The following is a 24439-nucleotide window of genomic DNA, read 5'->3' as shown; positions in this document are numbered from 1 at the left end:
ACAAGTGCTTCTAACGCGGTGCCCGCCAATATACTCCCGCTCCCCTAAACTGCCTAGCATCGAAACGCCGCCGGGCCCGCAGCCAGGAGCTGAAGGGTTCGATTCCAGGCCACAAGGAGGGCCATCAAAATGATTGAAATCCGTAAGTCTGAAGATCGCGGTTATGCAGACCATGGCTGGCTCAAGTCGTACCATACGTTCTCGTTTGCCGACTATTACGACCCGCGCCATATCCAGTTTGGCCCGCTCCGTGTGATCAACGAGGACCGTGTGGCGCCCGGCATGGGGTTTGGCACCCATGGCCATCGCGACATGGAAATCATCAGCTATGTGCTGGAAGGGGAACTTGCCCACAAGGACAGCATGGGCAACGGCAGTGTCATCCGTCCGGGCGACGTGCAGCGCATGAGCGCGGGCACCGGCGTACGCCACTCCGAGTACAACCATGCGGCAGACGCCACGACGCACTTCCTGCAGATCTGGATCATGCCGAACCAGCAGGGCATCGAGCCGGGCTACGAGGAAAAGACCTTCGACGCCACCGAAAAGCGGGGTCGCCTGCGCCTGGTCGGCAGTCCGGACGGGGCCGACGGCTCAGTGGTGATCCATCAGGACGTGCGCCTGTTTGCCGGCCTGATCGACGGTGACGAGGCTGCCACGCTGGCGCTGCAGCCCGGGCGCCAGGCCTATGTGCATGTGGCGCGCGGCCGGGTGACGGTCAATGGCCAGCCGCTGGAAACGGGCGACGCCGCCAAGCTTGCCGGCGAGGATGCCGTGAGCCTGGAAAAGGGCGCCGACGCCGAAGTGCTGGTGTTCGACCTGCCGGCGTAACCGGTGAGGGGAACTGCAAACGCCCGCCGCCCTGGCGGGCGTTTGCGTTGCGGCCGCCCGTTGCGCGGGCGTCAGTTGTTTACCCGTAACCAGTGCTTACAGGTACTTGGAACACTTGCCGCTATGCTATCGTCTGGCCTATCCGGCATGCGACCGCCGCGGCACACGCCGTGCGCCGATTAATCGTCACGCGATGACCTTCGTATCCATTCTCCTGGCGCTGATTGCCGAACAATTCCGGGCGCTCGGCCGGAACAATCCCATCTACGACATCGTGCGTGTGCTGGGTGACCGCGCCGAGCACGCCTTCGACACCGGTCGCCCGCGCGACGCCGCGCTGGCGTGGCTCACCGTTGTGCTGCCGCTCACGCTGGCCGTGGTGTTTGTCCACTACCTGCTGGCGTCGATCAGCGTGGCCCTGACCCTGGTCTGGAATGTCCTGCTGCTCTACCTGACGCTGGGCTTCCGCCAGTTCAGCCATTACTTCACCGACATTCACGAGGCGCTGAACCGGGACGACCTGCATACCGCCCGCACGCTGCTGCATGAATGGACCGGGCTCGACACGGTGGAAATGCCCGTCAGCGAGATTGTCCGCCACACGCTGGAAGCGGCCATCGTGGCCGTGCATCGCCATGTGTTCGGGGTGTTCTTCTGGTTCCTGGTGCCGATCGGCCCCGGCGGCGTGGTGCTGTATCGCACGGCCGAATTCCTGAATCGCCAGTGGAACACGCCATCGAACGAACGCAGCCCGGCCCTGGGGCGTTTCGCCGCGCGCGCGTTCTACGTGCTGGACTGGGTGCCGTCGCGGCTGACGGCAATCGGGTTTGCCATCGTCGGCAATTTCGAGGACGCGGTCTACGCGTGGCGCAACCACGCGCGCAAGTGGAACGATGCGGTCAACGGCATCCTGCTGGCCAGTGGCGGCGGGGCGCTCGGCGTGCGGCTGGGCCAGCCGCTGGCCGAAGAGGATTCGAGCGTCATGCTGCGCACGAGCCTGGCTGGCGTGGACTACGCGCCGGGCATGAGCGAAGCCGAGCCGGTGCCGCCCGAGTTTGGCGCGGACCCCGGCGTCCGTACGCTGCAGTCGGCGGTGGGCCTGGTCTGGCGTGCCGTGATCCTCTGGATGTTGCTGCTGGCGATGATCTCGCTGGCCCTCTGGGTGGGCTGACCCCCGAAGGACTAGGAATAAGCGCCACGGTCGTGGCGCTTTTTTTTATTCCCGGTGCGCGCCGCAGTGCCAGCATGCGGCGAATTGCGCCTCGTGCCATTCGCCGCAGCGGTGGCATTGCCAGCGCGGCCCCGGCGCGGGATTGGCCGCCGCATTGAGCGCGGCCCAGGCATCGGCTTCGGCCGCGTCGTCAAGAATCCAGACCTGCGGGGCGCTTTCATTGAGCGGGATATCGCCCGCCGCGCCGGCAAGCCAGGTGTTGCGGACTTCCGCGCGGATGCCGGCTGCATCCAGCACGTTCTGGCAATGCGCGGCATGGACCAGCGAAGGCGTCCTCAGCAGCAGTTTCATGATGAAGCCGTGGCAGGCAGGTGCTTTTACCTTACCACGGCCGACGCCAATTGCCAGCCGGGGCTTACCACGGCTTCTGCTGACGCGATTCGTGCAGCAGCTGCGTATAGAGCTGGTGGCGGCGCGGCGAGATCGTGCCGTTATCGATGGCGCCCAGCACGCCGCAGCCCGGCTCGTTGATGTGGTGGCAGTTGTAGAACCGGCACTCGGTCAGCCGCGGCCGGAATTCCGGGAAGGCGCGCTCCAGCATGCCTTCGCTCAGGTGGTGCAGGCCGAATTCCTGGAAGCCTGGGGAATCGATCAGATAGCCGGGCTGGCCATCGACCACGGCCCATTCGGCCGGCAGGTGATAGAGCCGCGTGAACGTGGTGGTGTGCTTGCCGGAGTCGAGCTTCGACGAAATTTCGCGCGTCTGGGCTTCCACGCCTGGAATCAGCAGGTTCAGCAGCGACGACTTGCCCATGCCCGACTGCCCGATCAGGATGCTGGACACCCCCGCCGTGCGCGGCTGCAGCGCGGCCAGGGCCTCGTCGGGGCGGCCGTGGACGGACAGCTCCAGCGTGTCGTAGCCCAGATCCTGGTACAGCTTCAGGCGGCGGCGCGCGTCGTCGAGCCGCCCGGTCAGGTCGGTCTTGTTCAGGATCACCAGCGGGCGGATCTCCAGCGCCTCGGCCGACACCAGCGCGCGGCCCAGCAAATCCTCCGAGAAGCTCGGCTCGGTGGCCAGCACGATGATGACCTGGTCGATATTGGCCGCCAGCAGCTTCGACTTGAACTGGTCTGACCGGTACAGCAGGTTCTTGCGCGGATCGATGCCGGTGATCACTCCCTGGTCCACCGCGGCCAGTTCGATGCGCACGTGGTCGCCCACCGCCGCGTCGCTTTTCTTGCCGCGCGGGAAGGCATGCAGGTGGGAACCATCGGTGCGTTCCACCACGTAGTGGCGGCCATGCGCGGCGACGATCAGTGCGGATTCCGTATCGGCCCCATTGCCCTTGCCGGAGCCCTTGCCGGCGTTGTGATGGCGTGCGCTGCGGGTCATGCGTGCGACAGCAGGCGGTCGATCCGCTGGGCCGCGGGCGGATGCGAGTAGTAGAACGCGCTATAGATCGGGTCCGGCGTCAGCGTTGACGCGTTGTCCTTGTACAGCTTCACCAGTGCGGACACCAGGTGCCCGGCATTGGTCTGGTGCGCGGCGAACTCGTCGGCCTCGAATTCATGCCGGCGCGACGACTGGCTGGCCAGCGGCCCGAGGATGAACGTGAACACCGGCAGCGCCAGGAAGAACAGCACCAGCGCCAGCGCATTGTTGCTGGTGCCGAAGTTCGGCAGCACACCCAGGCCCGTGAAGAACCACTCGCGGGTGGCCAGCCAGCCCAGGATCGCCAGGAATACCAGCGACAGCGCAAACGTGACCGCGATCATCTTGGCCACGTGGCGGCGCTTGAAGTGGCCCAGCTCGTGGGCCAGCACCGCCTCCACCTCCTCGCCGTCCAGGCGCTCCAGCAGCGTGTCGAAGAATACGATGCGCTTGGCCGCGCCGAAGCCGGTGAAATAGGCGTTGCCATGCGCGCTGCGCCGGCTGCCGTCCATCACGAACAGGCCCTTGCTGGCGAATCCGCACTTGCGCAGCAGCGCCTCGATGCGCTCGCGCAGGCCTTCGTCGGCCAGTGGTTCGAACTTGTTGAACAGCGGGGCGATATACGTGGGCACGATAACCTGCAGCAACAGGCTGAAGCCCACCCAGAGCAGCCAGGTGTAAAGCCACCAGTAGGGGCCGGCGCGATCCATCAGCCACAGCACGGCCAGCAGCAGCGGCAGGCCCAGCACGGTGGCCACTGCGGCCATCTTGGCCAGATCGGCCAGCCACAGTCCGAATGTCATCTTGTTGAAGCCGAATCGCTGCTCGATCACGAATTGGCCGTATAGCGAGAAAGGCAGGTCGAACAGCCCGCCGATGACGGCCACGCTGGCGATCAGCGCCACGCCGTAGAAGTAGGCGTTGTCCGGGAAGGTATGGAGCCAGAACTGGTTCAGCGCGTGCAGGCCGCCCAGCATCGTGAAGCCGATCAGCACGGCGGCGCCGGTCAGCACTTCGAGCATCGACAGTCGGGTGCGGGCAATCGTGTAGTCCGCCGCCTTCTGGTGGGCGGACAGGGCGATGGTGTCGGCAAACCGCGCGGGCACGGCGCCGCGATGGCGCGCCACATGGCGGATCTGGCGCGAGGCGAGCCAGAGTTTGGTCAGCACCATGATGACCAGGGCGGCAAGAAAGATCAGCGTGAACATCGGCAAGCCTTGTAGACGATGGCGCGGCGCAGCAACGGGAAAGCCGAAGTGCGCGGCATGCCATCCGGGGCAGATATGCGAGAATTATAAATTGTTCGCCCCCGGCCACCCGCCGATCCGGGGCAATTCCTTTTCCAAGCCCATATCGAGCCGTACCGCCAGATGACAAGCCCCGCCGCATCCTCCGTCAAAAGTGAAAACAACCTTGTCTGGCTGGACATGGAAATGACCGGCTTGCAGCCGGATACCGACCGCATCATCGAGGTGGCGGTGGTGGTGACCGATTCCGAACTGAACATCCTGGCCGAAGGGCCGGTGCTGGTGATTCACCAGTCGGATGCCGTGCTCGATGGCATGGACAACTGGAACAAGGGCACGCATGGCCGCTCGGGCCTGATCGACAAGGTCAAGGCATCGACGCTGACCGAAGCCCAGGCCGAGGCCGAGCTGCTGGCCTTCCTGAAACGCTGGGTGCCGGCCAGCAAGTCGCCGATGTGCGGCAATTCGATCTGCCAGGACCGCCGCTTCATGGCGCGCTACATGCCCAAGCTTGAAGCGTTCTTCCACTATCGCAATCTCGACGTCTCGACGCTCAAGGAACTGTGCAAACGCTGGGAGCCCGCCATCCACAAGGGTTTTCAGAAGCGTCAGCTGCACACGGCGCTGGCCGACATCCTGGAATCGGTGGAAGAACTGCGCTACTACCGCCAGCACTTCATCAAGACGCCGGCCGAAGCGGCCGCCACGTTGCCGGCACCGGCAACATCTGCCGCTCCCGCCGGCCCCGCCGCGTAACACCCTCTCAAGAACAAGAACCCGGCGGGCGGGCTCCACGACGGACCGGCCACGCCGCCAGAGTCCGTCCAGCCTCGCCCCTGCCATGTTCACGCGCATCGTCTCGATCATCACGCCGGTCATCCTGATCATCCTGATCGGTTGGATATATGGGCGGCGTGCCCATCCGGACATGGCGGGCATCAACAAGGCGATGCTCGAAGTGATCGCGCCGTTGCTGGTGGTATCGGCATTCATCAGCAAGGATTTCGTGCTGGCCGATCACCTGGTGCTGCTGGCCTGCGCCGTGGCCGTGGTCATCGGGTCGGGCGTCCTGGCCTGGGTGGTGGCCCGTATGAGCGGCGCCAATCCGCGCACGTTCGTGCCCCCGATGATGTTCAACAACTGCGGCAACATGGGGCTGCCGCTGTCGGTCTTCGCCTTCGGGCAGGTGGGCCTGGCGCCGGCCGTGGCGCTGTTCGCGGCATCGAACCTGATGCATTTCACGATCGGCATGAAAATCGTGAACCGGCATGCGTCGATGGCGCAGATCGCGCGCAATCCGATGGTGCTGGCCACCGTGGCCGGCGTGGCGCTATCGCTTGCCAAGCCGGTATTTGCGCTGCCCGGGCCGGTCTACGAATCGATCAAGCTGCTCGGGGATGCCACGGTGCCGCTGATGCTGTTCGCACTGGGTGTGCGGATGAAGGATGTGAGCCTGCGCAACTGGGGCATGGGCGTGCTGGGCGCCGTGGTCTGCCCGCTGGCCGGTATCGCCGTGGCGCTGCTGCTGGCATGGTGGGTGCCGATGACCGATCTGCAGCGCGGGCTGCTGTTCGTCTTCGCGTCGCTGCCGCCGGCAGTGCTGAATTTCCTGGTGGCCGACCACTTCCGGCAGGAACCGGACCAGGTGGCGTCCATCGTGCTGCTCGGCAATATCGCCGCCGTGGTGTTCGTGCCGATCGGGCTGTATCTGGGGCTGAAATAGAAAACGCCCTGCGCCGGGTGGGGCAGGGCGTCATCGGCATCGGCCGGTCAGACCGTCGGGTTCGGCTTCGCGCGCAGCGCGCTCTTCGGCCGGAACGCCTTCACGATGGCTTCGTTGGTTTCCACATACGGGCCACCGATCAGGTCGATGCAATAGGGCATCGCCGCGAACACGCCTTGCACGATCACGCGGCCTTCCACGTCGCGCAGGCCTTCCAGCGTCTCGCGAATGGCCTTGGGCTGGCCGGGCAGGTTCACGATCAGCGCCGCCCGGCTCGGCGTTTCGCGGATCACCGCCACCTGGCGCGACAGGATGGCCGTCGGCACGAAGTGCAGACTCACTTGTCGCATCTGCTCGCCAAATCCCGGCATTTCCTTGGTACCCACGGCCAGCGTGGCCTCGGGCGTCACATCGCGCCGGGCCGGACCAGTGCCGCCGGTGGTCAGCACCAGATCGCATCCGGCCACGTCCACCAGTTCGATCAGCGTGCGCGAAATCAGCGGTGCCTCATCGGGAATCAGCCGTTCCACGGCCTGCCACGGCGAGGTCAGCGCCTTGCCGAACCAGTCGCGCAGGGCCGGGATGCCCTCGTCCTGGTACGTGCCGGACGACGCCCGGTCCGAAATGGAAACGAAGCCGACCACCAGCTCGTCGGGGTGGTGACGGGGAACGGGGGCGGTCAGCGGCGGATTCATGCGTCGGGTTCCTTTTGGGTGTCTGTTGCGGCACTTTCATCGCCATCATCGCCACCCTCCAGTGCGGCCTTGATGGCCTGGAACAGCTCGCGGTAGTACTTCGGCGGCTTGCCCAGTTCCTTTTCCTTGCGCGCGTTGCGGATGATGTTGCGGACCGACTGCACGTCCACGCCCGGGTGTTCGCCCAGGAATCTGGTCAGGTTGGCGTCGTCGGCCAGCAACAGTTCGCGCCAGCGTTCCATCAGGTGCATCTTGGCGGTCTCGGCCTTGCTGGTGCCCTTGAAGCCTTCCAGCGCGGCGCGGATGGCGGCCACTTCGTCGTCGTCCAGGCTGCGCATGACCTTGCCGACAAACTGCATCTGGCGGCGCTTGCCTTCGTGGCTGGTGATCTTGCGCGCAGCATGGATGGCGTCCGCCAGCGACTCTGGCATCGGCACCCGCGCCAGGCGGTCTTTGGCCAGCGCCTCGAGTTCGGCGCCCAGGTCCTGCAGCTCGGTCATGTCGCGCTTGCGCTGCGACTTGCTCTTGGGCAGGTCGTCGTCGTCTTCCGGAGCAAAGGCGCCCGGGAAACGGCCGTTGGAGTTGTTACGGGTATTTCGCGTCATGGCCGGCATTTTATCTTGCTATGATTCCCGTTTGGACTTTTGATCACGCCCGCCCATATGAGCCAGACTGCCGAAAAGACCGCGCATTTCACCTATACCCAGGATCAGCTCAAGGCCATGGCGGCCGATGTGCTGCGCGTGGCACGCGAACTTGGCGCGACGGATGCCGCGACGGAGATCTCCGAAGGCGGTGGCCTGTCGGTGACGGTGCGCAAGGGGCAGGTGGAAACCATCGAGCAGAACCGCGACAAGGTGGTGGGCGTGACGGTCATGATCGGCCAGCGCCGCGGCAATGCCAGCACGTCGGATTTCTCGCCGGGGGCGCTGCGCGCGACGGCCGAGGCGGCGTACAACATCGCCCGCTTCACGGCCGAGGACGATTGCGCAGGCCTGGCCGAGGAAGGGCTGCTCGAACGCAACCCGCAGGATCTGGACCTGTTCCACCCGTGGGACATCGATGCCGAGGGTGCCATCGACATCGCGCGCCGTGCCGAGGCGGCGTCGTTCGCGGTGTCGCCGAAGATCAAGAACAGCGATGGCGCCAGCGTGTCGGCCCAGCATTCGCAGTTCGTGCTGGCCACGTCGCGCGGCTTCGTGGGCGGCTACCCGTATTCGCGCCATTTCATCTCGGCGGCACCGATCGCCGGGTCGGGCGGCGGCATGCAGCGCGACGACTGGTATTCGTCCAAGCGGTCGCCGCTGGCGCTGGCCGAGCCCGAGGCCATTGGCCGCTATGCCGCCGAGCGCGCGCTGGCCCGTCTGAATGCCCGCAAGCTGTCCACGCGCAAGTGCCCGGTGCTGTTCGAGGCGCCGCTGGCGGCCGGCCTGCTGGGCGCCTTCGTGCAGGCGGTGTCGGGCGGCGCGCTGTACCGCAAGTCGACGTTCCTATACGACTCGCTGGGCAAGGCCGTGTTCTCGCCCGATATCCAGATCAATGAGCAGCCGCACGTGCCGGGCGCCATGGGCAGCGCCCCGTTCGACGAGGAAGGGGTGCGCACGCAGGCCCGCCAGGTGGTGCGTGACGGCGTTGTACAGGGCTATTTCCTCTCGACCTATTCCGCGCGCAAGCTCGGCATGCAGACCACCGGCAACGCGGGCGGCTCGCACAACCTGACGCTGACCAGCTCGAACACGCAACCGGGCGACGACTTCGCCGGCATGCTGAAGAAGATGGGCACCGGCCTGCTGGTGACCGAACTGATGGGGCAGGGCGTGAACTACGTGACGGGCGACTACTCGCGCGGCGCGTCGGGCTACTGGGTGGAAAACGGGGTGATCCAGTACCCGGTGGAGGAAATCACGATCGCCGGCAACATGGTCGAGATGTTCAAGCAGATCGTTGGGATCGGCGCCGACGCGCTGGTGCGCGGCACCAAGGAAACCGGGTCGATCCTGATCGAGCAAATGACGATTGCCGGCAACTGATTCGGCATTCGGCCATGAAAAACGGCGCCCGAGGGCGCCGTTTTTCATGGTCGGGCGGTGGGGTCATTCCTCGCCCGACGGCGGTCGTTCGTAGGTGACGAACGCATAGTCGAACGCGTTGGCCGCCGAATGGTGGGTTTCGCGCGCGACCTCCACCCACTTCGACCGGTCGATGGCCGGGAAGTGGGCGTCGCCTTCCACGTCGGCATCGATCTCGGTGACGATCAGGCGATCCGCACTGGGCAGGGCCTCCGCGTACAGCTGCGCGCCACCGATCAGGAACACCTGTTCCACGCCCACGCACAGGCGCTGGGCGTCTTCCAGCGAGCCCACCACCTCGGCGCCTTCCAGTTGCAGGTCCGGGTTGCGGCTCACCACGATATTGCGGCGGCCCGGCAGCGGCCGGCCGATCGAATCCCAGGTCTTGCGGCCCATGATGATCGGCGCGCCCAGCGTGGTGCGCTTGAAATGCTGCAGGTCCTCGGGCAGGCGCCACGGCAGCGTGTTGTCGCGGCCGATCACGCCATTGCGCGCCCGCGCGACGATCAGGGTCAGCAGCGTCATACGGCCACCGGCGCCTTGATCGCGGGGTGCGATTCGTAGCCCACCAGTTCGAAGTCGTCGTACTGGTAGCCGAAGATGCTGTCGGGACGGCGCTTGATCTTCAGCGTCGGCAGCTTCATTGGCGCGCGCGACAACTGCGTCTGCACCTGTTCGAAGTGGTTGCTGTAGATGTGGCAGTCGCCGCCCGTCCAGACGAAGTCGCCCACGCCAAGGTCGCACTGCTGCGCGATCATGTGCGTCAGCAACGCGTAGCTGGCGATATTGAACGGCACGCCCAGGAAGATGTCCGCACTGCGCTGGTACAACTGGCAGCTCAGCTTGCCGTCGGCCACGTAGAACTGGAAGAACGCGTGGCAGGGCGGCAGCTTCATTTGCGGGATCTCGCCGACGTTCCAGGCCGACACGATCAGACGGCGCGAATCGGGGTTGTTTCGGATCTGCTGCACCACCTCGCTGATCTGGTCGATATGGCGGCCGTCCGGCGTTGGCCAGGCGCGCCACTGGTAGCCGTAGACCGGGCCCAGCTCGCCGTTGGCGTCGGCCCATTCGTCCCAGATCGTGACGCCGTTGTCTTTCAGGTACTGGATGTTGGTCGATCCCTGCAGGAACCACAGCAGTTCGTGGATGATCGACTTCAGGTGCAGCTTCTTGGTGGTGACGACCGGAAAGCCTTCGTTCAGGTCGAAGCGCATCTGGTAGCCGAACACCGAGCGCGTGCCGGTGCCGGTGCGATCGGACTTTTCGGTGCCATGCTCGAAAACATGGCGCATGAAGTCGAGGTACTGTTTCATCGGCGCGGGGTAGAAATGTGATGTCGGCTCGTGGGCCGTAAAGCGGGGATTTTAGCCTGAAAGCAAAAAGCCGCCCGAAGGCGGCCGTTTGCGTTTCCCGGCAATTCCGGTCAGCCAGGTCAGTGGCTTTCCACCGGCTTCTGGTTGCTGTCGCGACGCTTCTGGGTCAGGTAGCCCGCACCCAGCACGCCACCGATGATCACCAGGTACAGAGCCCACTTGATGGCGGGCTGTGCCTCGAAGAAGGCCTTGGTGATCGGCTCGCCCAGGATCATCTTGACGGCGGTGAAGGCCAGCACGCCGGCACCGATGTAGATGATCGACGGATAGCGCGACATCAGCTTGAGCACCAGGCTCGAACCCCAGACCACGATCGGGATACTGATCAGCAGGCCCAGCACCACCAGCAGGAAGCTGCCGTGGGCGGCGCCGGCCACGGCCAGCACGTTGTCCACGCCCATCACCGCGTCGGCGATGATGATGGTCTTCATGGCGCCCATCAGCGTGGCCGCGCCAGCGCCGTGCTCGTCGCCGTCGTTCTCGGCGGCCAGCAGCTTGTAGGCGATCCAGACCAGCGCCAGGCCGCCAACCAGCAGCAGGCCAGGGATCTTGAGCAGCCAGACCACGCCAATCGTCATGGCCGACCGGACCACCACGGCACCGATGGTGCCCCAGACAATGGCTTTCTTCTGCAGGTGCGGCGGCAGGTTGCGCGCCGCGAGGGCAATCACGATGGCGTTGTCGCCAGCCAGGACCAGGTCAATGACGACGATCGACAGCAGGGCTGTCAGGAACTGCATCGTGAACAGATCGGTAAACCACTCCATGTACGCTCCTCAGGTACGAAAAAAGCTGCAGGCCATCAAGCCAGCAAGGGATTTTTGTTGCACCTGGGATTTACAGCGAGCGCCGGAAGTGATCAGGGGCGCCTTTGCAAACCGTAAAAACCAGGTGTGCAAAGGTCTTGCTCGACTGACTGGCGCGGAATGCGCACCAGGGTCAGCACAACCGGAGACGAGCGATGCGTCTCGGAATGACGATTGTGCTAAGGGCATCGGATGCCCCCAAGCTACTCCCCTTTTACTTCCCTCTTTGGAAGGGATCGTGGCCGCCGGAAAGCTCCGGCAATCACGTTGGAGGCGATTATAAGGGAACTACGAAAAAAATGTTGCACTGCCGGGGTGGGGTTTGCATGTATCAAGTTTCAGACATGCATGCCGTGCGATTCAGTTTGTAAAGTGATGCAACGTGCCACGCACGCATAAGCATATGCACCTATCCTATCTGGACCGGTTCGGCAGGTGTGCACCAGACCTGACAGGCGCGCACCCCTGACCACCGCTGGCAAGCATCGGATGCCGGCGCCGACGCTTTGAGAGGGATTCACCGTAGTGCCCATCGACAACAAGGAAACGTCATGCCGGCCCCCACTACGCTTCAGACGCCCGACACCCATTCGACCCGCAACAACTCCCGCAACAACTCCCATCACCAGAACGGCCACGCCACGCCGGACATTGCTCCGGAGCCGCGCATCGTGGTCGGCAACGGCCATGTCCGGCCCGGGGCGGTCCCGCAGCCGGAATTCGTGCAGCAATACCGCGAGGACAACGGCGCGCTACGCGCCGAGATCGAGGAAGGGCTGCGCCGCAGGCAGGCGCGCATCAGCCCGAAGTTCTTCTACGACGTGCTGGGTTCCCGGCTGTTCGAGGCCATCACCGACCTGCCCGAGTACTACCCCACGCGCACCGAGGCGTCCATCTTCGCCACGGCCGCGCCCGCCATCGCGGCACGGGCGGGCAGCGGCTGCGTGCTGATCGACCTGGGCGCTGGCAACTGCCAGAAAGCGGCGCGCCTGTTCCCGAGCCTGCAGCCGGCCCAGTACGTGGCGCTCGATATCTCGGTGGAATTCCTGCGCGGCACGCTGGCCGCGCTGCAGCAGCAGAACCCCCAGATCCCGATGCTGGGGCTGGGGGCCGACCTGTGCGGGCCGCTCGACCTGCCCTCCAGCGTCAAGCGCGGCCGCCGGCTGTTCTTCTATCCGGGTTCCAGCATCGGCAACTTCGCGCCGATCGACGCCCTGGCGCTGCTGCAGCGGCTGCGGGCTGCGGCGGGCCCGGGAGACGGCGTGCTGATCGGCGTGGACCTGTACAAGGACGCCGACACGCTGGTGGCAGCCTATGACGATGCCCTGGGCGTGACCGCCGCGTTCAACCGCAACGTGCTGCGCAACGTGAATCGCATCGTGGGCAGCGACTTCGCGCTGGCCGACTGGCGTCACGCGGCCACGTTCGATACGCAGGCATCGCGCATCCAGATGCACCTGCAGGCCGAGCGCGATGTGACCGTGCGCTGGCCAAACGGCGAACGGCGGTTCGCGGCCGGCGACCGCATCCATACCGAGGACTCGCACAAGTATCGGCCGGATGACTTCGCGATCCTGCTCGAAGCGGCCGGTTTTACCGACCCGGTCAGCTGGACCGATCCGCGCGGCTGGTTCGCCGTATTTCACGCGCGCGGCTGACGATCGGCACGATCTGGGCAGGCTGGCGGTAAGCCGCGCCGCCAGCAGGGTGAAAGGGCGGGGGGGCGGAACGCGTTGGCGCGCGGTGTCATAATGCGCGCAGCCGGCCCGGCCGGCACCGATTCCCACCCTTTGTCACGGATACCTCGATGAGCGGCTTTTCCATGCTTCCCGATCTCCACTTCACCGGCGGCACGGCGGCCTGGCCCGACGCGCGCCGGCTGCCGCGCGAGGGGTTGGCACAGGCATTGGTGGAGTCGCGCAGCCGCACGCTGGCCTGGCTGGGTGCCTTCGGCGTGACCCGCAAGGGTTGGACCGTGCAGCGTCAGTACGACACCAATCCGCCGCTGTGGACGCTGGGCAATATCGCCTGGCACGCCGAATGGTGGTGCCTGCGCGGTGTGCGGCATCTGGAGCAGGGCGGTATCCGCCTGCCGGTGGCCAGCGAGCCGTCGCTGCTCGATGGTGCCGACGAATGGTTCGATCCCGAGCGGATTGGTCCGGACGAACGCTGGGAGATCGCGCTGCCCGACGTGGCGGTGGTGAAGCAATACGCCACGCAGGTGCTCGACGGTCTGCTGCGGCGCATCGCGCTGCTGCCTGACGACGGCGATGCCACGCTGTATCCGTTCCGCCGGGCGCTGTACTACGAGGACGTGCAGGGCGAAACAGTGGCCACGCTGCTGCAGGCTCTGGAGGTGGCGCCGGTCGAGCCGGCATCGATCTCGCCGGCGGCGGCCGTGCAGTCTGCGGGCACGCTGCATTTTCCCGGTGGCAATTTCACGCAGGGCTGGCCGGAAGCCGACGGCTTTGCCTGGCCCGACGAATTGCCGGCGCAGAAGGTCTACGTCCCCGCGTTCGAGATGGACGCCGCGCTGGTAACCAACGCCCAGTTCCTGGAATTCGTGGAAGATCGCGGCTACGAGCATCCGTCGTACTGGTCGGCCGCCGGCCGGCAATGGCTGATGACGCAGGAGCGTTCGGCGCCGCGCTACTGGTCGCGCCATGCAGTCAGCCGCAGCTGGGTGGCGTCGCGCTTCGGTACGGAGCGCACCCTCAATCCCGACGAGCCGGTGCGGCACGTCACGCTGTTCGAGGCCCAGGCATGGTGCGTCTGGGCCGGGCGCCGCCTGCCGCAGGAAGTGGAATGGGAGCTGGCGGCCGTGCAGAATCGCGGGCTGCAATGGGGCACGCTGCGGGAATGGACGGCTACCCCGTACGAGCCGTACCTGGGTTTTGCCGCCGAGCCGACCGATGGCGAGATCATCGGCCGCTTCGGCACGCACCAGGCCGTGCGCGGGGTGTCGTTCGCCAGCCCGTCGCGCCTGCGTCATGTGCGGGCCCGCACGGCCCTGCTGCCCGAGGACGACCTGTCCTTCGTCGGCTTCCGGACGTGCGCGATGTGAACTGACGCGCGGCAATAAGAAAAGGCACCCGAGGGTGCCTTTTTTTGCGTTCCGCCACCGGCCGGCTGGCCGGCGGGGGATCAGCGATCAGCGATCAACGCTCGTAGCGCGAACGGCTGTTGCCGTTGCGTTGGCCGCCAAAGCCGCCGCGATCGCCGCCACGGTCGCCAAAGCTGCGGTCGCCGAAGCTGCGCTCGCCACCAAAGCCACGGTTGCCGTCGCGTTGCTGGCCGTCGCGGTTGCCGTACAAACGCTGCTCGCCGCCGAAGCTGCGGTCGCCGAAGCTGCGTTGCTGACCTTGGCCCTGGCCACGGTAGCCGCCGTTGCCGCGGTCGCCGAAGCCGCCGCGGTCGCCGAAGCCACCGCCATTGCCACGGTCGCCGAAGCCGCCGCCGTTACCACGGTCGCCGAAACCACGGTTGCCGTCGTTGCTGAAGCGGCGCTCGCCAAAGCTGCGTTCGCCGCCTTCGCGGTTGCCGCCGTTGTTGTTACGGTAGCCGCCGCCGTTGCCGGCGCCATTGCCGCTGCGATAGCCACCGCCGCTGTTGCCGCGGAAGCCGTCACGGCCGCCCGGCTTGCCGCCGAAGTTCGAACGCGGCTTCGGCGAACGGCGCGGCTCCAGGCCTTCGATCACCGATGCGTCGATGCGGTGGTTCGTGAAACGCTCGATACGGCGCCACTGGAACATGTCGCCATGGTTCACCAGGTTGATGGCGATGCCCGAGCGGCCGGCACGGCCCGTACGGCCGATACGGTGGACGTAGTCTTCCGCCTGCTTGGGCAGGTCGAAGTTCACCACGTGGGTGATATCGGGCACGTCGATGCCGCGTGCGGCCACGTCGGTAGCCACCAGCACGCGCAGGTTGCCGCGGCGCAGGGCCGTCAGCGTGCGGTTGCGCGCACCTTGCGTCATGTCGCCGTGCAGGGCGCCGGCCGCGAAGCCGGTGTCCGACAGGCGCTCGGCCAGCGAATCGGCGTCACGCTTGGTGGCGGTGAACACGATGGCCTGCTTCAGCGACGAATCGCGCAGCAGGTGGTCGAGCAGGCGCTCCTTGTGCGACATGTCGTCGGTGAAGTGCAGGCGTTGCTCGATGTTGCTGTGGTCGGCGCGCGCGGCGGCGATCTCGATGCGTTGCGGGTCGCGCAGCTGGCGCGAGGCCAGCTGGCCGATACGGGCGTCCAGCGTGGCCGAGAACATCAGCGTCTGGCGCGATGCCGGCGTGGCGGCCACGATGGCGTCGATGTCGTCGGCAAAGCCCATGTCGAGCATGCGGTCGGCTTCGTCGAACACCAGCATGTCCAGCGCGGACAGGTCGATGCGGCCGGCTTCGATGTGGTCCAGCAGACGGCCCGGCGTTGCCACCAGGATGTCCGGCATGCGCGACAGCATGGCCAGCTGCTTCGGATAGGGCATGCCGCCCAGGATGCTGGCGCACACGATGCGGCGCAGATGGCGGCCGTACTTGGCGGCGGCCTCGGTCACCTGCAGGGCCAGTTCACGCGTCGGCGTCAGCACCAGCAGCGACGGCTGGGCGGCGGCCGGACGGGGGCGCTTGCCCTTCATGCGCTTGGCCGGTTCGGTCGGACGATTCGGCGCGGGCTTTTCGCTGATGCGCTGGATCGCCGGCAGCATGAACGCGGCGGTCTTGCCTGAACCGGTCTGGCTCGAGACCAGCAGGTCGCGGCCAGCCAGGAAGGCGGGAATGGCCTGGGCCTGGACCGGGGTGGGGTTGTTGTAGTTGGCTTCGGCCAGGGCGCGCAGGATGGCGGGGTCCAGGCCAAGCTTTGCGAAACCGCTTTCCGGTGCGTCCGACGCTTGCGCGGCCGGGGCTGCATCGGCATTGAGCATGGCGTCGAGCTTGTCGAGCGGGCTCACGGCAGCGGCGGGCGTGGCAGTGGTGTCGGCGGCGGAAGCAAAAGGTTGCTCCGCACGGAAGTCTTCGTGCTGGGTCATGTCGTACGTATTAAATATGCATGGCACCCCAGGGCATTGTGCGCAAAGGGGTGGGCGCAAGTGCAAAGTCTTAAAAAGGCTTCGGCGCCAATCGGTAGGCCGTTCGACAGACTCAGCTGGCAAGACGGCGGCAGGCAGGGGGCGGCAGGCGATTCAAGCAAACCGGCCGATTATCCCTGGCAGGCAAACAGCAATTCGGGCTGTTATCAGGATCGGAGACGAGGCAGCGTCAGGTGAGCGGTGCGTTCTGGCCAGGCACCTGTCTGATACTTCGTGTGATGACAGAGGCAGGGAGCAGATCTTGGGAGGTAGCGGATACGCCACGGCGGATTGCCGGACGGCGCGGTGCGGGACTCACAGTGCGAAACTCACGGCGCGAAGTATAGCAGAACGCTGAATTTTTTGTTGCGCCGCGCAAGCGGGAAATATCGGGAACGTCGTAAGCAAACGTAAATGAAAGCGGCCGGGGCATCGCTTGCATGTCGGGGCCCGGTGCCTATACTCCAGACGCGGGCATCGATGCCCGTACGGGGCGGACGATAAACAGTCCCGCTGACATTGCCTTTGGCAAGGTTCGCTTGCCGCTCGGCTCCGGCATTGCGGTCATTGATGCCACCGCCAGGTTTCCTCCGACTGTCCGGGTGGTCCGGATGGGCGTCCGCTTCATGGGCGGAATCCATGGGAAACATGCTTGGCACAGGAATGACCGGAAGCAGCCGGTGACGCAGACCCAGGAAGTCCGGGCCCGTCCGCAACCAAAGCCCGCCAATTGCTTGGCGGGCTTTTTCTTGTGATGCGACCAGTGCGCCTCGTGTGCCGGCCTACTTGCGCGCGGGCGCGGTTTCCCGTGCCTGCCCGGCAACCTGCGGTGTGCCGGGGAACCCCTCCGGATACTGGACCAGCCGCGTAAGCGCGGGGCGTCGGTGCGCCTGCCAGCGGTAGCTGCCGGCCAGCCGCGCGCCGCCGATGATGGCGGTCATGGCCTCGCGATCGAGGTCCATGTTTTCCGACAAATCCTTGATGACGATGACTGCCATGGCGATCTCCAGCATGCGGGCCTTGCCGCGGCCGGCCGGAATGGCGCCGGTCGGGCAGCGCCGGGGCAGGCGCGGGCCCGATTCAGTATAGGCGAGCGGTCCCGGCGCATGCGCCTGGCACGCGACAGGACCGCTCCTGGACGCGCGGCGTTCAAGCCACCGCCAGGTTGCCGCCCCATTGCGTCGGCTTGACGTTGAGCGCGAGGTGGCCCAGGTCGACGCCGACGATCTTGTTGTTGTTGAAGGCGGCGACGTTCACCTGCTGGAACTGCTGCACGCTCTGGTTGATGTTGACGTTGACCAGCGGGCCGGCGGCGGCAATCTTGCCGAACCAGTCCGTGCCGCCGCGGATGGCGCACAGCGATTGTTGGTCGAGGTCCTTGCTGACGGCAAGGTCGCGGACGATGATCGATGACATGGTGGACTCCTGGATGCGAATTCAGCGGGTCAGGTCTGCGGCGGGCGGCTGGCTCGATGCCGGCGCCCGCCGCTGGCGGCGGACTCAGGCGTTGTTCTGTGCGTACTGGTTTGTCGTCGCGTTGTTGCGCAGATGGTCCTGGAAGGCCGAACCGTTGCCGAAGTAGTTGCCCACCTGCTGCATCTGCTGGTTCTGCTGGTCGATCTTGACGTGCGAGTCGAACGACAGCTTCACCGGGGCGTAGACGCTGGTCCACGGGGCGATCAGGCCCAGGCCGCCGCGTACCGACTGCATGCGGTTGGCTTCGAGGGTGGTGGTGCTGGACAGGTCGAGGATGGTCAGGGTGCTCATGGCAGTCTCCTAATGGGCGAGTGTGCGGGTGCGGTGCGTGGATGCGAAGGGGTGCTCAGACCGGGTGGTACACGTTGTTCTGTGCGGACTGGGTCGTGGTGACGTTGTTCGTCATGTGGTCCTGGAAGGCCGAGCCATTGCCGAAGTAGTTCTCCACCGATTGCATTTGCTGGTTCGACTGGGTGACGTTGAACACCTTGTCGACCGACAGCTTGAACGGGCTGTAGACGGTGGTGATCGGCAGGATGGCGATACCGCCGCGTACGGCATTCAGCGCCTTGGCGTCGAGGGTTTCGGTCGAGGACAGGTCCTTGATGGTCAGCGTGGTCATGATGGTTCTCCTGGATAAGGAAGGTGCTGCGTTGGGTCTGGGTGATGAGCATCGGGTTGGTGTCGCGCTCGGACCAGATATCGCAGCAAGCGTGCCAGCGCGTGCCATGGCCACGGAAAAAGTCTGCGGAGCGTTGTGGGGCAAGGGTTTGCGCGGAAGCCGCACGATGCGCGCCGGCATGGCGGGGATGCGTTGCCCCCGCGGAGTGATGGGGCGGCGCCAACAGAAAGGTGTCGGGTGTCGGGCGAACGGCAACGTCCGGGGCGTGCCGGACCACAGGGCGGCATTGCGGATGGCCGGAGTGCGCACTAGTATCCATCGAAGGCAATGTGCCGTGACGCAACGGTTCCGCCTCCAGTGCCGCCTCCAGTGCCGCCTCCAAAGCGCCACTTGTCAGCGCCACCAGTCGGCAACCAATGTCGGGATGCACCGGATGTCCAGCCTGACCGAACTCATACGGAATTTTCAGAGCGGGAGCCTGAGCCGCGACGAATTCCTCGCATCGGTGGATACGGCCCTGAAGGACGATCAGACCGACTCCACCCAGTTTGCCCGCGTGCTTTCCGAGGAGCACACACGCTTTCCGTTGCCGCCGGCCGTCTACGCCGAAGTCATGCATCGCATCGACTCCCACGTGGCCACGCAGTTCGACCCCGTTGGCCCGGCGCGGCACGATGCGCGCAGCGATGGGCGCACCGAGCTGCCCGGCGAGGAAACGCGCATCGAGCCCGAGCCAGGGGATCGGCCGATGCCGGCGCCGGGGTTCACCGGCACCACCGGCAGCGGCATGACTGGCGGCGGATACACCGGCAACACGGGCACGGGCAACACCGGCAGCCATACGGGTGGCAACACGGCGGGCGCCACCACCGGTGGACACAGCGGGCACTTTACCGGCGGCTTCATCCCGTCCGGTCCGACAAAGGGTGTGGGCGATACGCTGAACGGCCGCTTCGTGCTCGAAGAGTGCCTGGGCGTGGGCGGCATGGGCACGGTGTACAAGGCGCTCGACCTGCGCAAGCTCGAAGCATCGGACCGCAAGCCCTATATCGCCATCAAGGTGCTGAACATGCAGTTCAGCGGCCATCCGAAATCGCTGATCGCGCTCCAGCGCGAGGCGCGCAAGGCCCAGCAGCTGGCCCACCGCAATATCGTCACGGTGTACGACTTCGACCGCGACGGGCCCACGGTCTTCCTGACCATGGAATACCTGCAGGGCAAGTCGCTCAACCGTGTGCTGCGCTCGCCGGATTTCCAGGGGCTGCCTTATGCGAAGGCGATGCCGATCATCGTCGGCATGGGCAGCGCGCTGGCCTACGCGCACGAACGCGGCTTCGTGCATTGCGACTTCAAGCCGGCCAATGTGTTCCTGACCGATCGCGGCGAGGTCAAGGTGATCGACTTCGGCATCGCGCGGGGCTTCCAGCAGCCTGCCGACGACGCCGACCAGACCGTCTTCGATCCGGGGTCGCTGGGCGGCATGACGCCGGCCTACGCCAGCCCGGAGATGTTCGAGCACCGCGAGCCCGATCCGCGTGACGATATCTACGCGCTGGGCTGCGTCAGCTACGAACTGCTGACCGGTCGGCACCCGTACAACCGCGTGTCGGCCACGGAGGCGCGTGCAAAGAATCTGAAGCCCGAGCCACCGAAGACGCTGTCGCGCGGGCAGTGGAAGGTGCTGCGCCAGGCGCTGTCGCTGGACCGCGCGACCCGCACGCCCACGGTCAAGCAATTCCTGGCCGGGCTGGGCGGCGAAGCGCAGGCCACCAGCCTTCGCCTGCCCGTGATCGCGGGGAGCGTGATCGCCGGCGTGGCGCTGGCCACGGGGGTGCTGGTGTACCTGTGGCGCAGCCACATGCCGCCGACGGAAAGTGCACCGCCGGCCCAGGCCGTTGCGCCGTCCGCCACGCCCGCACCGCCGGCCCAGGCCGTTGCGCCGTCCGCCACGCCCGCGCCTCCGGCAGAGGCGGTGCCAGTCAAGCCCGAAGCCGTGGCGCAGGTGATCGCCGCCACGCCGTGTTCGCTGCTGAGGGCGCGGATCGACGGCAATACGCTGCAGGTGAGCGGCTATGTTGGCGAACCGGCGTTGGGCCGCCTGCGCGACAAGCTGGGCAAGATCGCGGGCGTGCGCACGCTGAAGCTCGATGCCCAGCCGCTGACCAGCGACAAATGCGACGTGGTGAAGCTGGTGGCGCCGTACTGGTCAGGCAGCCTGAAGGCCGGTGAGCCGGCCGGCGCGGTACTGCGCACGCGCGGCGGGACGCAGCTGACCGAAGGCGCGCCGCTGGTGCTGGACATCAACACGCCGCCGCACGACTCGTATGTCTACGTCGACTATTTCTCGGCCGATGGCAAGGTGGCGCACCTGGTGCCCAGCGCGCGCATCCAGGGCAACCAGGCGCCGGCCAGCTACAGTGCGACCGTGGGCGACAGCGGCGACTGGGTCATCTCGAAGCCGTTCGGCACCGAGCTCGTGGTGCTGCTGACCACGCCGGCGCCGCTGTTCACCGCACGGCGCCCCGAGTTCGAGACCCGCCAGGAGTACCTGAAGGCGCTGGAAAAGCCGCTGGCGCAGATGGCCAGCAAGCACGGACGCGAGCAGGTCAGCGCGGACATCGTGCAGATCGCCACGCGCGCGAAGTAGCCGCCAGCACAACCCGCGTGGGGCTACTTCGCCTCGCGCACCACGCGGAAGCCGTTCTGCGACTGCCGCACGCTGGTGCTGTACTTGAAGCGCGTGGAAGACACCATGTAGCTGGCCCCCTCGCGCCATGAGCCGCCACGTATCACGCGCGCGGTGCAGGCCGGCTCGTCCCAGGCGCGGCCATCGGTCGGCGCGTTCTTGTACGAACTGTGCCAGCAGTCGGCCACCCATTCCCAGACGCTGCCGTTCATGTCGTGGAGCCCGAACGGATTGGGAGCGAACGATCCGACATTGGCTGGCGCGGCATCGCTCCACGGATCGCCGCAATCCTTGCAGTTGGCGTTGCCCTTGCTCATCCGGTCGCCCCACCAGAATGCGGTGCTGGTGCCGCCGCGCGCCGCGTACTCCCATTCGGCCTCGGTGGGCAGCCGGTAGCTCTTGCCGGTGGTCTTCGACAGCCAGGCCACGTACTGCTGCGCGTCATCCCAGCTGATGTCGCGCGCCGGTGCCGTCCTGGCCTCGGGCGGGTTGGCGGCAATGCGCGGGCAGGCGTTGGCATCGACGCAGGCATTCCATTGCTCGACCGTGACCTCGTATTTGCCGATGGCAAACGCGTGGCCCACGTTCACGTGATGCGGCGGTTTCTCGGCGGGGTCGCTGGTGTTGCTGCCCATCGTGAAGGCGCCGGGATTCAGCCCGATCATCAGCGGACACTGCGGACAGTCGCGCGATTCGCCACCCTTGGTCTCGGCCGGCTTTGCCGCGCCGGACGCGGGGGTTTCCTTGCCTTCGGCCGGAAAGGTGACGGTGCCCTGCGCGATGGTGCCGCCGGCGCGTGTGCGGGTCTGGCCCGGGGCAGCGGCCGGCGGCGTGGGGGCAGGGGGCGGCCGGGTGGCGGCAGGCGGCGTGGATTCGGCCTTCGCCTGGGCCTTGGGCTCGGGCTTGGGCGGGGCCGATGACGTTGCCGGTGCCGGTGCTGGTGCCGATGCAGCCTGCGCGGGCGCACTGGCCTTGATGCGATCGAGCCGCGACCTGGCCAGCGCGGCGAAGCGTCCGTTCGGATACTGCTTCAGGTAGGCCTCGTAGTCGGCGGCGTAGTTGCTGTTCTTGATCGAATCCCAGAACGACAGTTCGTACTGTTCATCGCTGTTCTTCGGCAGGATGCCGGCCGTTGCCGATGGCAACAGCGCGTTGCCGGCCTGGACGATCCGGTCCCGCACGCTGCCCGAGGGCGGCCCGTGCGACGCGCCATCGATTCCTGCGCCGGTTTCCAGCAGCGCCAGCAGTGACGCGACGATTGCTTTCCGCCACATATTCACCCCCCCCTCAGAGTCGCCGCGCTGCGCGGTGTGGAGTTGCCGTGACGCGGTACCGGCCGTTTCAAGATAGCACAGCGTTTGTGGCGTGAAAGTTCGCTTTTTGGAGCCGGCCGACCTACGCTGTAGGACACATCGCCGAGCGCATCAAGAACATCGACCAAGAATCCGCTCCCGCGCGGGGTACCGTGTGCAGCGGACTGTTCTCCGGGAGGAGCCGCCATGTCCAGACGATCCCTGCTGCACGCGCTCGCGGCCGCATCCCTGGCCACGTGTCTGGCCAGCTGGATGACGCTGGCGATACCCGTGACGCCGGCCCCCAAGGGCGCCGAGGTCTACATCATCTGGCCCGGCGACGGCGCGGTCATCGATGGCGGCAAGCTCTGGGTGCGCATGGGGCTCAAGGGCATGGGCGTGTGCCCCAAGGGCATCGACCGGCCCAACTGCGGACATCACCATCTGCTGATCGACGTCGACCTGCCGCCGATGGACAAGGAAATCCCGAACGATCGCAACCACCTGCACTTTGGCGCGGGAGAGACCGACGCGCGCATCGAACTGACCCCGGGCAAGCACACGCTGCAACTGCTGCTGGGCGACAGCAAGCATGTGCCGTTCGATCCGCCGATTTACTCGAAGAAGATCACGATCACGGTGCGCTAGGCACACAGGCGCGAACGGGGGGAGCCATGACCCATTTCAGACCGATGCTTCTCGCGGGCATGACGTTGCTGTCCGCCGCTGCCTGGCTGCCGGCGGGCGTGGCAGGTGCTGCCGATGCGTCGGCGCCGGCCGCGCATGCCGGCCATGCCTCGGCACCCGCCGCGGGCGCGGGCGCCACCCCGGCGTCGGGCCCCACGCCGGCCCCCAGGAACGCCTATCTCTATATCGGCTATCCCAACAACAACCAGACGCTGCCGGCCGGCAAGCCGATCAAGGTCTGGTTCGGGCTGCGCAACATGGGCGTGGCGCCCAAGGACGTCAAGTATCCGAACACGGGGCACCATCACCTGCTGATCGACGTCGACCTGCCGCCGCTGGACAAGGAAATTCCGAACGACCGCAACCACCTGCACTTCGGCGCGGGCGAAACGGAAACCACGATCGACCTGCCGCCGGGCAAGCACACGCTGCAACTGCTGATGGGCGACGAGCGGCACATCCCGACCAATCCGCCGGTCTACTCGAAGAAGATCACGATCTATGTGAAATGACCGACACCAGTCTCGGAGCGAAATGGCGGGGCGGTCCGCCTGTCTCCGGCGCGGCGCACAGCGATGTGCGCCGTTTTTTTGCCCGGCCCCAACGGCGGCAAGCTGGCTGTTGCCGCGGCGCCAACATGCTGCGCCGGATTGGTGGGACGCGGCCCAACACAATCCGGGGCGCCGGCAGGCTGCCAGGCCAGGGCCGGTCCGGTGAGGTCGCCCGCCAGCCCTTGTCCTGCAACGATCTCCGGTTTTTTTTTTGGGTCCATGGCACGCGCTGGCACGCTTGCTGCGATATCTGGTCCGAGCGCGACACCAACCCGATGCTCATCACCCAGACCCAACGCAGCACCTTCCTTATCCAGGAGAACCATCATGACCACGCTGACCATCAAGGACCTGTCCTCGACCGAAACCCTCGACGCCAAGGCGCTGAATGCCGTACGCGGCGGTATCGCGGTGTTTGCCCCGCGTACTTCGATCTTCACGCCGGTGAGCCTGTCGTTCGATTCGCACAAGACGATCACGCAATCGAACCAGCAGCTGCAGGACGTGGCCAACTACTTCGGCAACGGCTCGGCCTTCCAGGAACATATGCGCAACAACGTGACGACGAACCAGTACGCCCAGAACAACGCCTGATATTCGTACGGTTCAGGCGGCAGCGGCGCGCAGGCCGGCCAACCGGCCGGCGCCGCAACAGCCGCACGGGGAGCTTGCGCCGGGGACACCTCCGCCCCGGCGCTTTTTTGCCCGTTGCCTGCTT

At 66.2% G+C, this 24439-nt stretch carries 25 protein-coding genes; 11 read left to right on the top strand and 14 right to left on the bottom strand.

Annotation, left to right across the window (positions count from 1 at the left end):
* Positions 1-129 precede the first annotated feature (129 nt).
* Together D9X30_RS27750 and D9X30_RS27745 are read left to right on the top strand one after the other, a co-directional pair.
* A complete protein-coding gene (locus D9X30_RS27750) occupies positions 130-831 on the top strand; it encodes a pirin family protein (protein ID WP_153945522.1) in 702 nt (233 codons plus the stop codon).
* Positions 832-1024: 193 nt separating this feature from the next.
* Complete coding sequence (locus D9X30_RS27745) at positions 1025-2002, top strand: CobD/CbiB family protein (protein WP_092594371.1); 978 nt, start codon at positions 1025-1027, stop codon at positions 2000-2002.
* Between the two features lie 45 nt (positions 2003-2047).
* Here the strand turns inward: D9X30_RS27745 and D9X30_RS27740 are convergent, their stop codons facing one another.
* From D9X30_RS27740 to D9X30_RS27730, 3 genes are all read right to left on the bottom strand, one after another.
* Positions 2048-2353, bottom strand: a complete 306-nt coding sequence (locus D9X30_RS27740; protein WP_153945521.1) for a putative signal transducing protein — start codon at positions 2351-2353, stop codon at positions 2048-2050.
* 64 nt (positions 2354-2417) lie between these two features.
* Entirely contained in the window at positions 2418-3395 is a 978-nt protein-coding gene (gene rsgA / locus D9X30_RS27735; protein ID WP_153945520.1) for a ribosome small subunit-dependent GTPase A, read from the bottom strand.
* A complete protein-coding gene (locus D9X30_RS27730) occupies positions 3392-4642 on the bottom strand; it encodes a M48 family metallopeptidase (RefSeq protein ID WP_153945519.1) in 1251 nt (416 codons plus the stop codon). The genes rsgA and D9X30_RS27730 overlap by 4 nt, the downstream gene beginning before the upstream one ends.
* A 162-nt stretch (positions 4643-4804) precedes the next feature.
* Between D9X30_RS27730 and orn the strand changes: the two genes are divergently transcribed.
* Positions 4805-5437 (top strand): oligoribonuclease, encoded by a 633-nt coding sequence (gene orn, locus D9X30_RS27725; RefSeq protein WP_153945518.1) that lies wholly within the window; start codon positions 4805-4807, stop codon positions 5435-5437.
* A gap of 85 nt (positions 5438-5522) precedes the next feature.
* Entirely contained in the window at positions 5523-6404 is an 882-nt protein-coding gene (locus tag D9X30_RS27720; protein ID WP_153945517.1) for an AEC family transporter, read from the top strand.
* A 47-nt stretch (positions 6405-6451) separates the two neighbouring features.
* Here the strand turns inward: D9X30_RS27720 and mog are convergent, their stop codons facing one another.
* Together mog and yjgA are read right to left on the bottom strand one after the other, a co-directional pair.
* Positions 6452-7099, bottom strand: a complete 648-nt coding sequence (mog, locus tag D9X30_RS27715) for a molybdopterin adenylyltransferase (RefSeq protein WP_153945516.1) — start codon at positions 7097-7099, stop codon at positions 6452-6454.
* Positions 7096-7713 (bottom strand): ribosome biogenesis factor YjgA, encoded by a 618-nt coding sequence (yjgA, locus tag D9X30_RS27710; protein WP_153945515.1) that lies wholly within the window; start codon positions 7711-7713, stop codon positions 7096-7098. The genes mog and yjgA overlap by 4 nt, the downstream gene beginning before the upstream one ends.
* Before the next feature lie 48 nt (positions 7714-7761).
* On the opposite strand from yjgA, the gene pmbA reads away from it, so the two are divergent.
* Positions 7762-9129, top strand: a complete 1368-nt coding sequence (pmbA, locus tag D9X30_RS27705; protein ID WP_153945514.1) for a metalloprotease PmbA — start codon at positions 7762-7764, stop codon at positions 9127-9129.
* A gap of 63 nt (positions 9130-9192) precedes the next feature.
* Here pmbA and D9X30_RS27700 read toward each other — a convergent pair whose 3' ends face one another.
* The 3 genes from D9X30_RS27700 to D9X30_RS27690 all read right to left on the bottom strand — a co-directional run bounded on the left by D9X30_RS27700 (position 9193) and on the right by D9X30_RS27690 (position 11311).
* Positions 9193-9693 (bottom strand): dihydrofolate reductase, encoded by a 501-nt coding sequence (locus D9X30_RS27700; protein WP_153945513.1) that lies wholly within the window; start codon positions 9691-9693, stop codon positions 9193-9195.
* On the bottom strand, positions 9690-10484 hold the full coding sequence (locus D9X30_RS27695) for a thymidylate synthase (protein WP_153945512.1): 795 nt from the start codon (positions 10482-10484) through the stop codon (positions 9690-9692). The genes D9X30_RS27700 and D9X30_RS27695 overlap by 4 nt, the downstream gene beginning before the upstream one ends.
* Positions 10485-10603: 119 nt before the next feature.
* On the bottom strand, positions 10604-11311 hold the full coding sequence (locus D9X30_RS27690; protein ID WP_153945511.1) for a TerC family protein: 708 nt from the start codon (positions 11309-11311) through the stop codon (positions 10604-10606).
* A 590-nt stretch (positions 11312-11901) separates the two neighbouring features.
* On the opposite strand from D9X30_RS27690, the gene egtD reads away from it, so the two are divergent.
* Together egtD and D9X30_RS27680 are read left to right on the top strand one after the other, a co-directional pair.
* Positions 11902-13008, top strand: a complete 1107-nt coding sequence (egtD, locus tag D9X30_RS27685) for an L-histidine N(alpha)-methyltransferase (RefSeq protein WP_153945510.1) — start codon at positions 11902-11904, stop codon at positions 13006-13008.
* A 149-nt stretch (positions 13009-13157) separates the two neighbouring features.
* A complete protein-coding gene (locus D9X30_RS27680; protein ID WP_153945509.1) occupies positions 13158-14414 on the top strand; it encodes an SUMF1/EgtB/PvdO family nonheme iron enzyme in 1257 nt (418 codons plus the stop codon).
* Positions 14415-14508: 94 nt separating this feature from the next.
* On the opposite strand, the gene D9X30_RS27675 is transcribed toward D9X30_RS27680, so the two are convergent.
* From D9X30_RS27675 to D9X30_RS27655, 5 genes are all read right to left on the bottom strand, one after another.
* Positions 14509-16368, bottom strand: a complete 1860-nt coding sequence (locus tag D9X30_RS27675; RefSeq protein WP_153945508.1) for a DEAD/DEAH box helicase — start codon at positions 16366-16368, stop codon at positions 14509-14511.
* Between the two features lie 821 nt (positions 16369-17189).
* A complete protein-coding gene (locus D9X30_RS27670) occupies positions 17190-17405 on the bottom strand; it encodes a hypothetical protein (RefSeq protein WP_153945507.1) in 216 nt (71 codons plus the stop codon).
* Between the two features lie 151 nt (positions 17406-17556).
* Entirely contained in the window at positions 17557-17823 is a 267-nt protein-coding gene (locus tag D9X30_RS27665; protein WP_153945506.1) for a hypothetical protein, read from the bottom strand.
* Between the two features lie 84 nt (positions 17824-17907).
* Positions 17908-18174 (bottom strand): hypothetical protein, encoded by a 267-nt coding sequence (locus D9X30_RS27660; protein ID WP_153945505.1) that lies wholly within the window; start codon positions 18172-18174, stop codon positions 17908-17910.
* A gap of 55 nt (positions 18175-18229) precedes the next feature.
* Complete coding sequence (locus D9X30_RS27655) at positions 18230-18505, bottom strand: hypothetical protein (RefSeq protein WP_153945504.1); 276 nt, start codon at positions 18503-18505, stop codon at positions 18230-18232.
* Positions 18506-18938: 433 nt separating this feature from the next.
* On the opposite strand from D9X30_RS27655, the gene D9X30_RS27650 reads away from it, so the two are divergent.
* A complete protein-coding gene (locus D9X30_RS27650) occupies positions 18939-21152 on the top strand; it encodes a serine/threonine protein kinase (protein WP_228770718.1) in 2214 nt (737 codons plus the stop codon).
* Positions 21153-21175: 23 nt separating this feature from the next.
* Here D9X30_RS27650 and D9X30_RS27645 read toward each other — a convergent pair whose 3' ends face one another.
* Positions 21176-22465 (bottom strand): formylglycine-generating enzyme family protein, encoded by a 1290-nt coding sequence (locus D9X30_RS27645; RefSeq protein WP_153945503.1) that lies wholly within the window; start codon positions 22463-22465, stop codon positions 21176-21178.
* A gap of 225 nt (positions 22466-22690) precedes the next feature.
* Between D9X30_RS27645 and D9X30_RS27640 the strand changes: the two genes are divergently transcribed.
* The 3 genes from D9X30_RS27640 (at position 22691) to D9X30_RS27630 (ending at position 24315) form a co-directional block, all read left to right on the top strand.
* The gene (locus D9X30_RS27640) at positions 22691-23131 is read left to right on the top strand and encodes a DUF4399 domain-containing protein (RefSeq protein ID WP_153945502.1); all 441 of its coding nucleotides are present in this window, start codon (positions 22691-22693) and stop codon (positions 23129-23131) included.
* A 59-nt stretch (positions 23132-23190) separates the two neighbouring features.
* Positions 23191-23682, top strand: coding sequence for a DUF4399 domain-containing protein (locus D9X30_RS27635; protein WP_153945716.1), 492 nt, complete (start codon positions 23191-23193; stop codon positions 23680-23682).
* 366 nt (positions 23683-24048) lie between these two features.
* On the top strand, positions 24049-24315 hold the full coding sequence (locus D9X30_RS27630) for a hypothetical protein (RefSeq protein ID WP_153945501.1): 267 nt from the start codon (positions 24049-24051) through the stop codon (positions 24313-24315).
* The last annotated feature ends 124 nt before the right edge of the window (positions 24316-24439 follow it).

This window comes from Cupriavidus sp. U2 (assembly GCF_009663685.2).
GTDB lineage: Bacteria > Pseudomonadota > Gammaproteobacteria > Burkholderiales > Burkholderiaceae > Cupriavidus > Cupriavidus necator_C.
This window is presented reverse-complemented; position numbering and strand designations above follow the sequence as displayed.

What these genes read in the sequence shown, in the direction of transcription:
- D9X30_RS27750 (WP_153945522.1), top strand. Translation starts at nt 130, where the DNA reads ATGATTGAAATCCGTAAGTCTGAAGATCGCGGTTATGCAGACCATGGC.
- D9X30_RS27745 (WP_092594371.1), top strand. Translation starts at nt 1,025, where the DNA reads ATGACCTTCGTATCCATTCTCCTGGCGCTGATTGCCGAACAATTCCGG.
- D9X30_RS27740 (WP_153945521.1), bottom strand. Translation starts at nt 2,353, where the DNA reads ATGAAACTGCTGCTGAGGACGCCTTCGCTGGTCCATGCCGCGCATTGC.
- rsgA (WP_153945520.1), bottom strand. Translation starts at nt 3,395, where the DNA reads ATGACCCGCAGCGCACGCCATCACAACGCCGGCAAGGGCTCCGGCAAG.
- D9X30_RS27730 (WP_153945519.1), bottom strand. Translation starts at nt 4,642, where the DNA reads ATGTTCACGCTGATCTTTCTTGCCGCCCTGGTCATCATGGTGCTGACC.
- orn (WP_153945518.1), top strand. Translation starts at nt 4,805, where the DNA reads ATGACAAGCCCCGCCGCATCCTCCGTCAAAAGTGAAAACAACCTTGTC.
- D9X30_RS27720 (WP_153945517.1), top strand. Translation starts at nt 5,523, where the DNA reads ATGTTCACGCGCATCGTCTCGATCATCACGCCGGTCATCCTGATCATC.
- mog (WP_153945516.1), bottom strand. Translation starts at nt 7,099, where the DNA reads ATGAATCCGCCGCTGACCGCCCCCGTTCCCCGTCACCACCCCGACGAG.
- yjgA (WP_153945515.1), bottom strand. Translation starts at nt 7,713, where the DNA reads ATGCCGGCCATGACGCGAAATACCCGTAACAACTCCAACGGCCGTTTC.
- pmbA (WP_153945514.1), top strand. Translation starts at nt 7,762, where the DNA reads ATGAGCCAGACTGCCGAAAAGACCGCGCATTTCACCTATACCCAGGAT.
- D9X30_RS27700 (WP_153945513.1), bottom strand. Translation starts at nt 9,693, where the DNA reads ATGACGCTGCTGACCCTGATCGTCGCGCGGGCGCGCAATGGCGTGATC.
- D9X30_RS27695 (WP_153945512.1), bottom strand. Translation starts at nt 10,484, where the DNA reads ATGAAACAGTACCTCGACTTCATGCGCCATGTTTTCGAGCATGGCACC.
- D9X30_RS27690 (WP_153945511.1), bottom strand. Translation starts at nt 11,311, where the DNA reads ATGGAGTGGTTTACCGATCTGTTCACGATGCAGTTCCTGACAGCCCTG.
- egtD (WP_153945510.1), top strand. Translation starts at nt 11,902, where the DNA reads ATGCCGGCCCCCACTACGCTTCAGACGCCCGACACCCATTCGACCCGC.
- D9X30_RS27680 (WP_153945509.1), top strand. Translation starts at nt 13,158, where the DNA reads ATGAGCGGCTTTTCCATGCTTCCCGATCTCCACTTCACCGGCGGCACG.
- D9X30_RS27675 (WP_153945508.1), bottom strand. Translation starts at nt 16,368, where the DNA reads ATGACCCAGCACGAAGACTTCCGTGCGGAGCAACCTTTTGCTTCCGCC.
- D9X30_RS27670 (WP_153945507.1), bottom strand. Translation starts at nt 17,405, where the DNA reads ATGGCAGTCATCGTCATCAAGGATTTGTCGGAAAACATGGACCTCGAT.
- D9X30_RS27665 (WP_153945506.1), bottom strand. Translation starts at nt 17,823, where the DNA reads ATGTCATCGATCATCGTCCGCGACCTTGCCGTCAGCAAGGACCTCGAC.
- D9X30_RS27660 (WP_153945505.1), bottom strand. Translation starts at nt 18,174, where the DNA reads ATGAGCACCCTGACCATCCTCGACCTGTCCAGCACCACCACCCTCGAA.
- D9X30_RS27655 (WP_153945504.1), bottom strand. Translation starts at nt 18,505, where the DNA reads ATGACCACGCTGACCATCAAGGACCTGTCCTCGACCGAAACCCTCGAC.
- D9X30_RS27650 (WP_228770718.1), top strand. Translation starts at nt 18,939, where the DNA reads ATGTCCAGCCTGACCGAACTCATACGGAATTTTCAGAGCGGGAGCCTG.
- D9X30_RS27645 (WP_153945503.1), bottom strand. Translation starts at nt 22,465, where the DNA reads ATGTGGCGGAAAGCAATCGTCGCGTCACTGCTGGCGCTGCTGGAAACC.
- D9X30_RS27640 (WP_153945502.1), top strand. Translation starts at nt 22,691, where the DNA reads ATGTCCAGACGATCCCTGCTGCACGCGCTCGCGGCCGCATCCCTGGCC.
- D9X30_RS27635 (WP_153945716.1), top strand. Translation starts at nt 23,191, where the DNA reads ATGACGTTGCTGTCCGCCGCTGCCTGGCTGCCGGCGGGCGTGGCAGGT.
- D9X30_RS27630 (WP_153945501.1), top strand. Translation starts at nt 24,049, where the DNA reads ATGACCACGCTGACCATCAAGGACCTGTCCTCGACCGAAACCCTCGAC.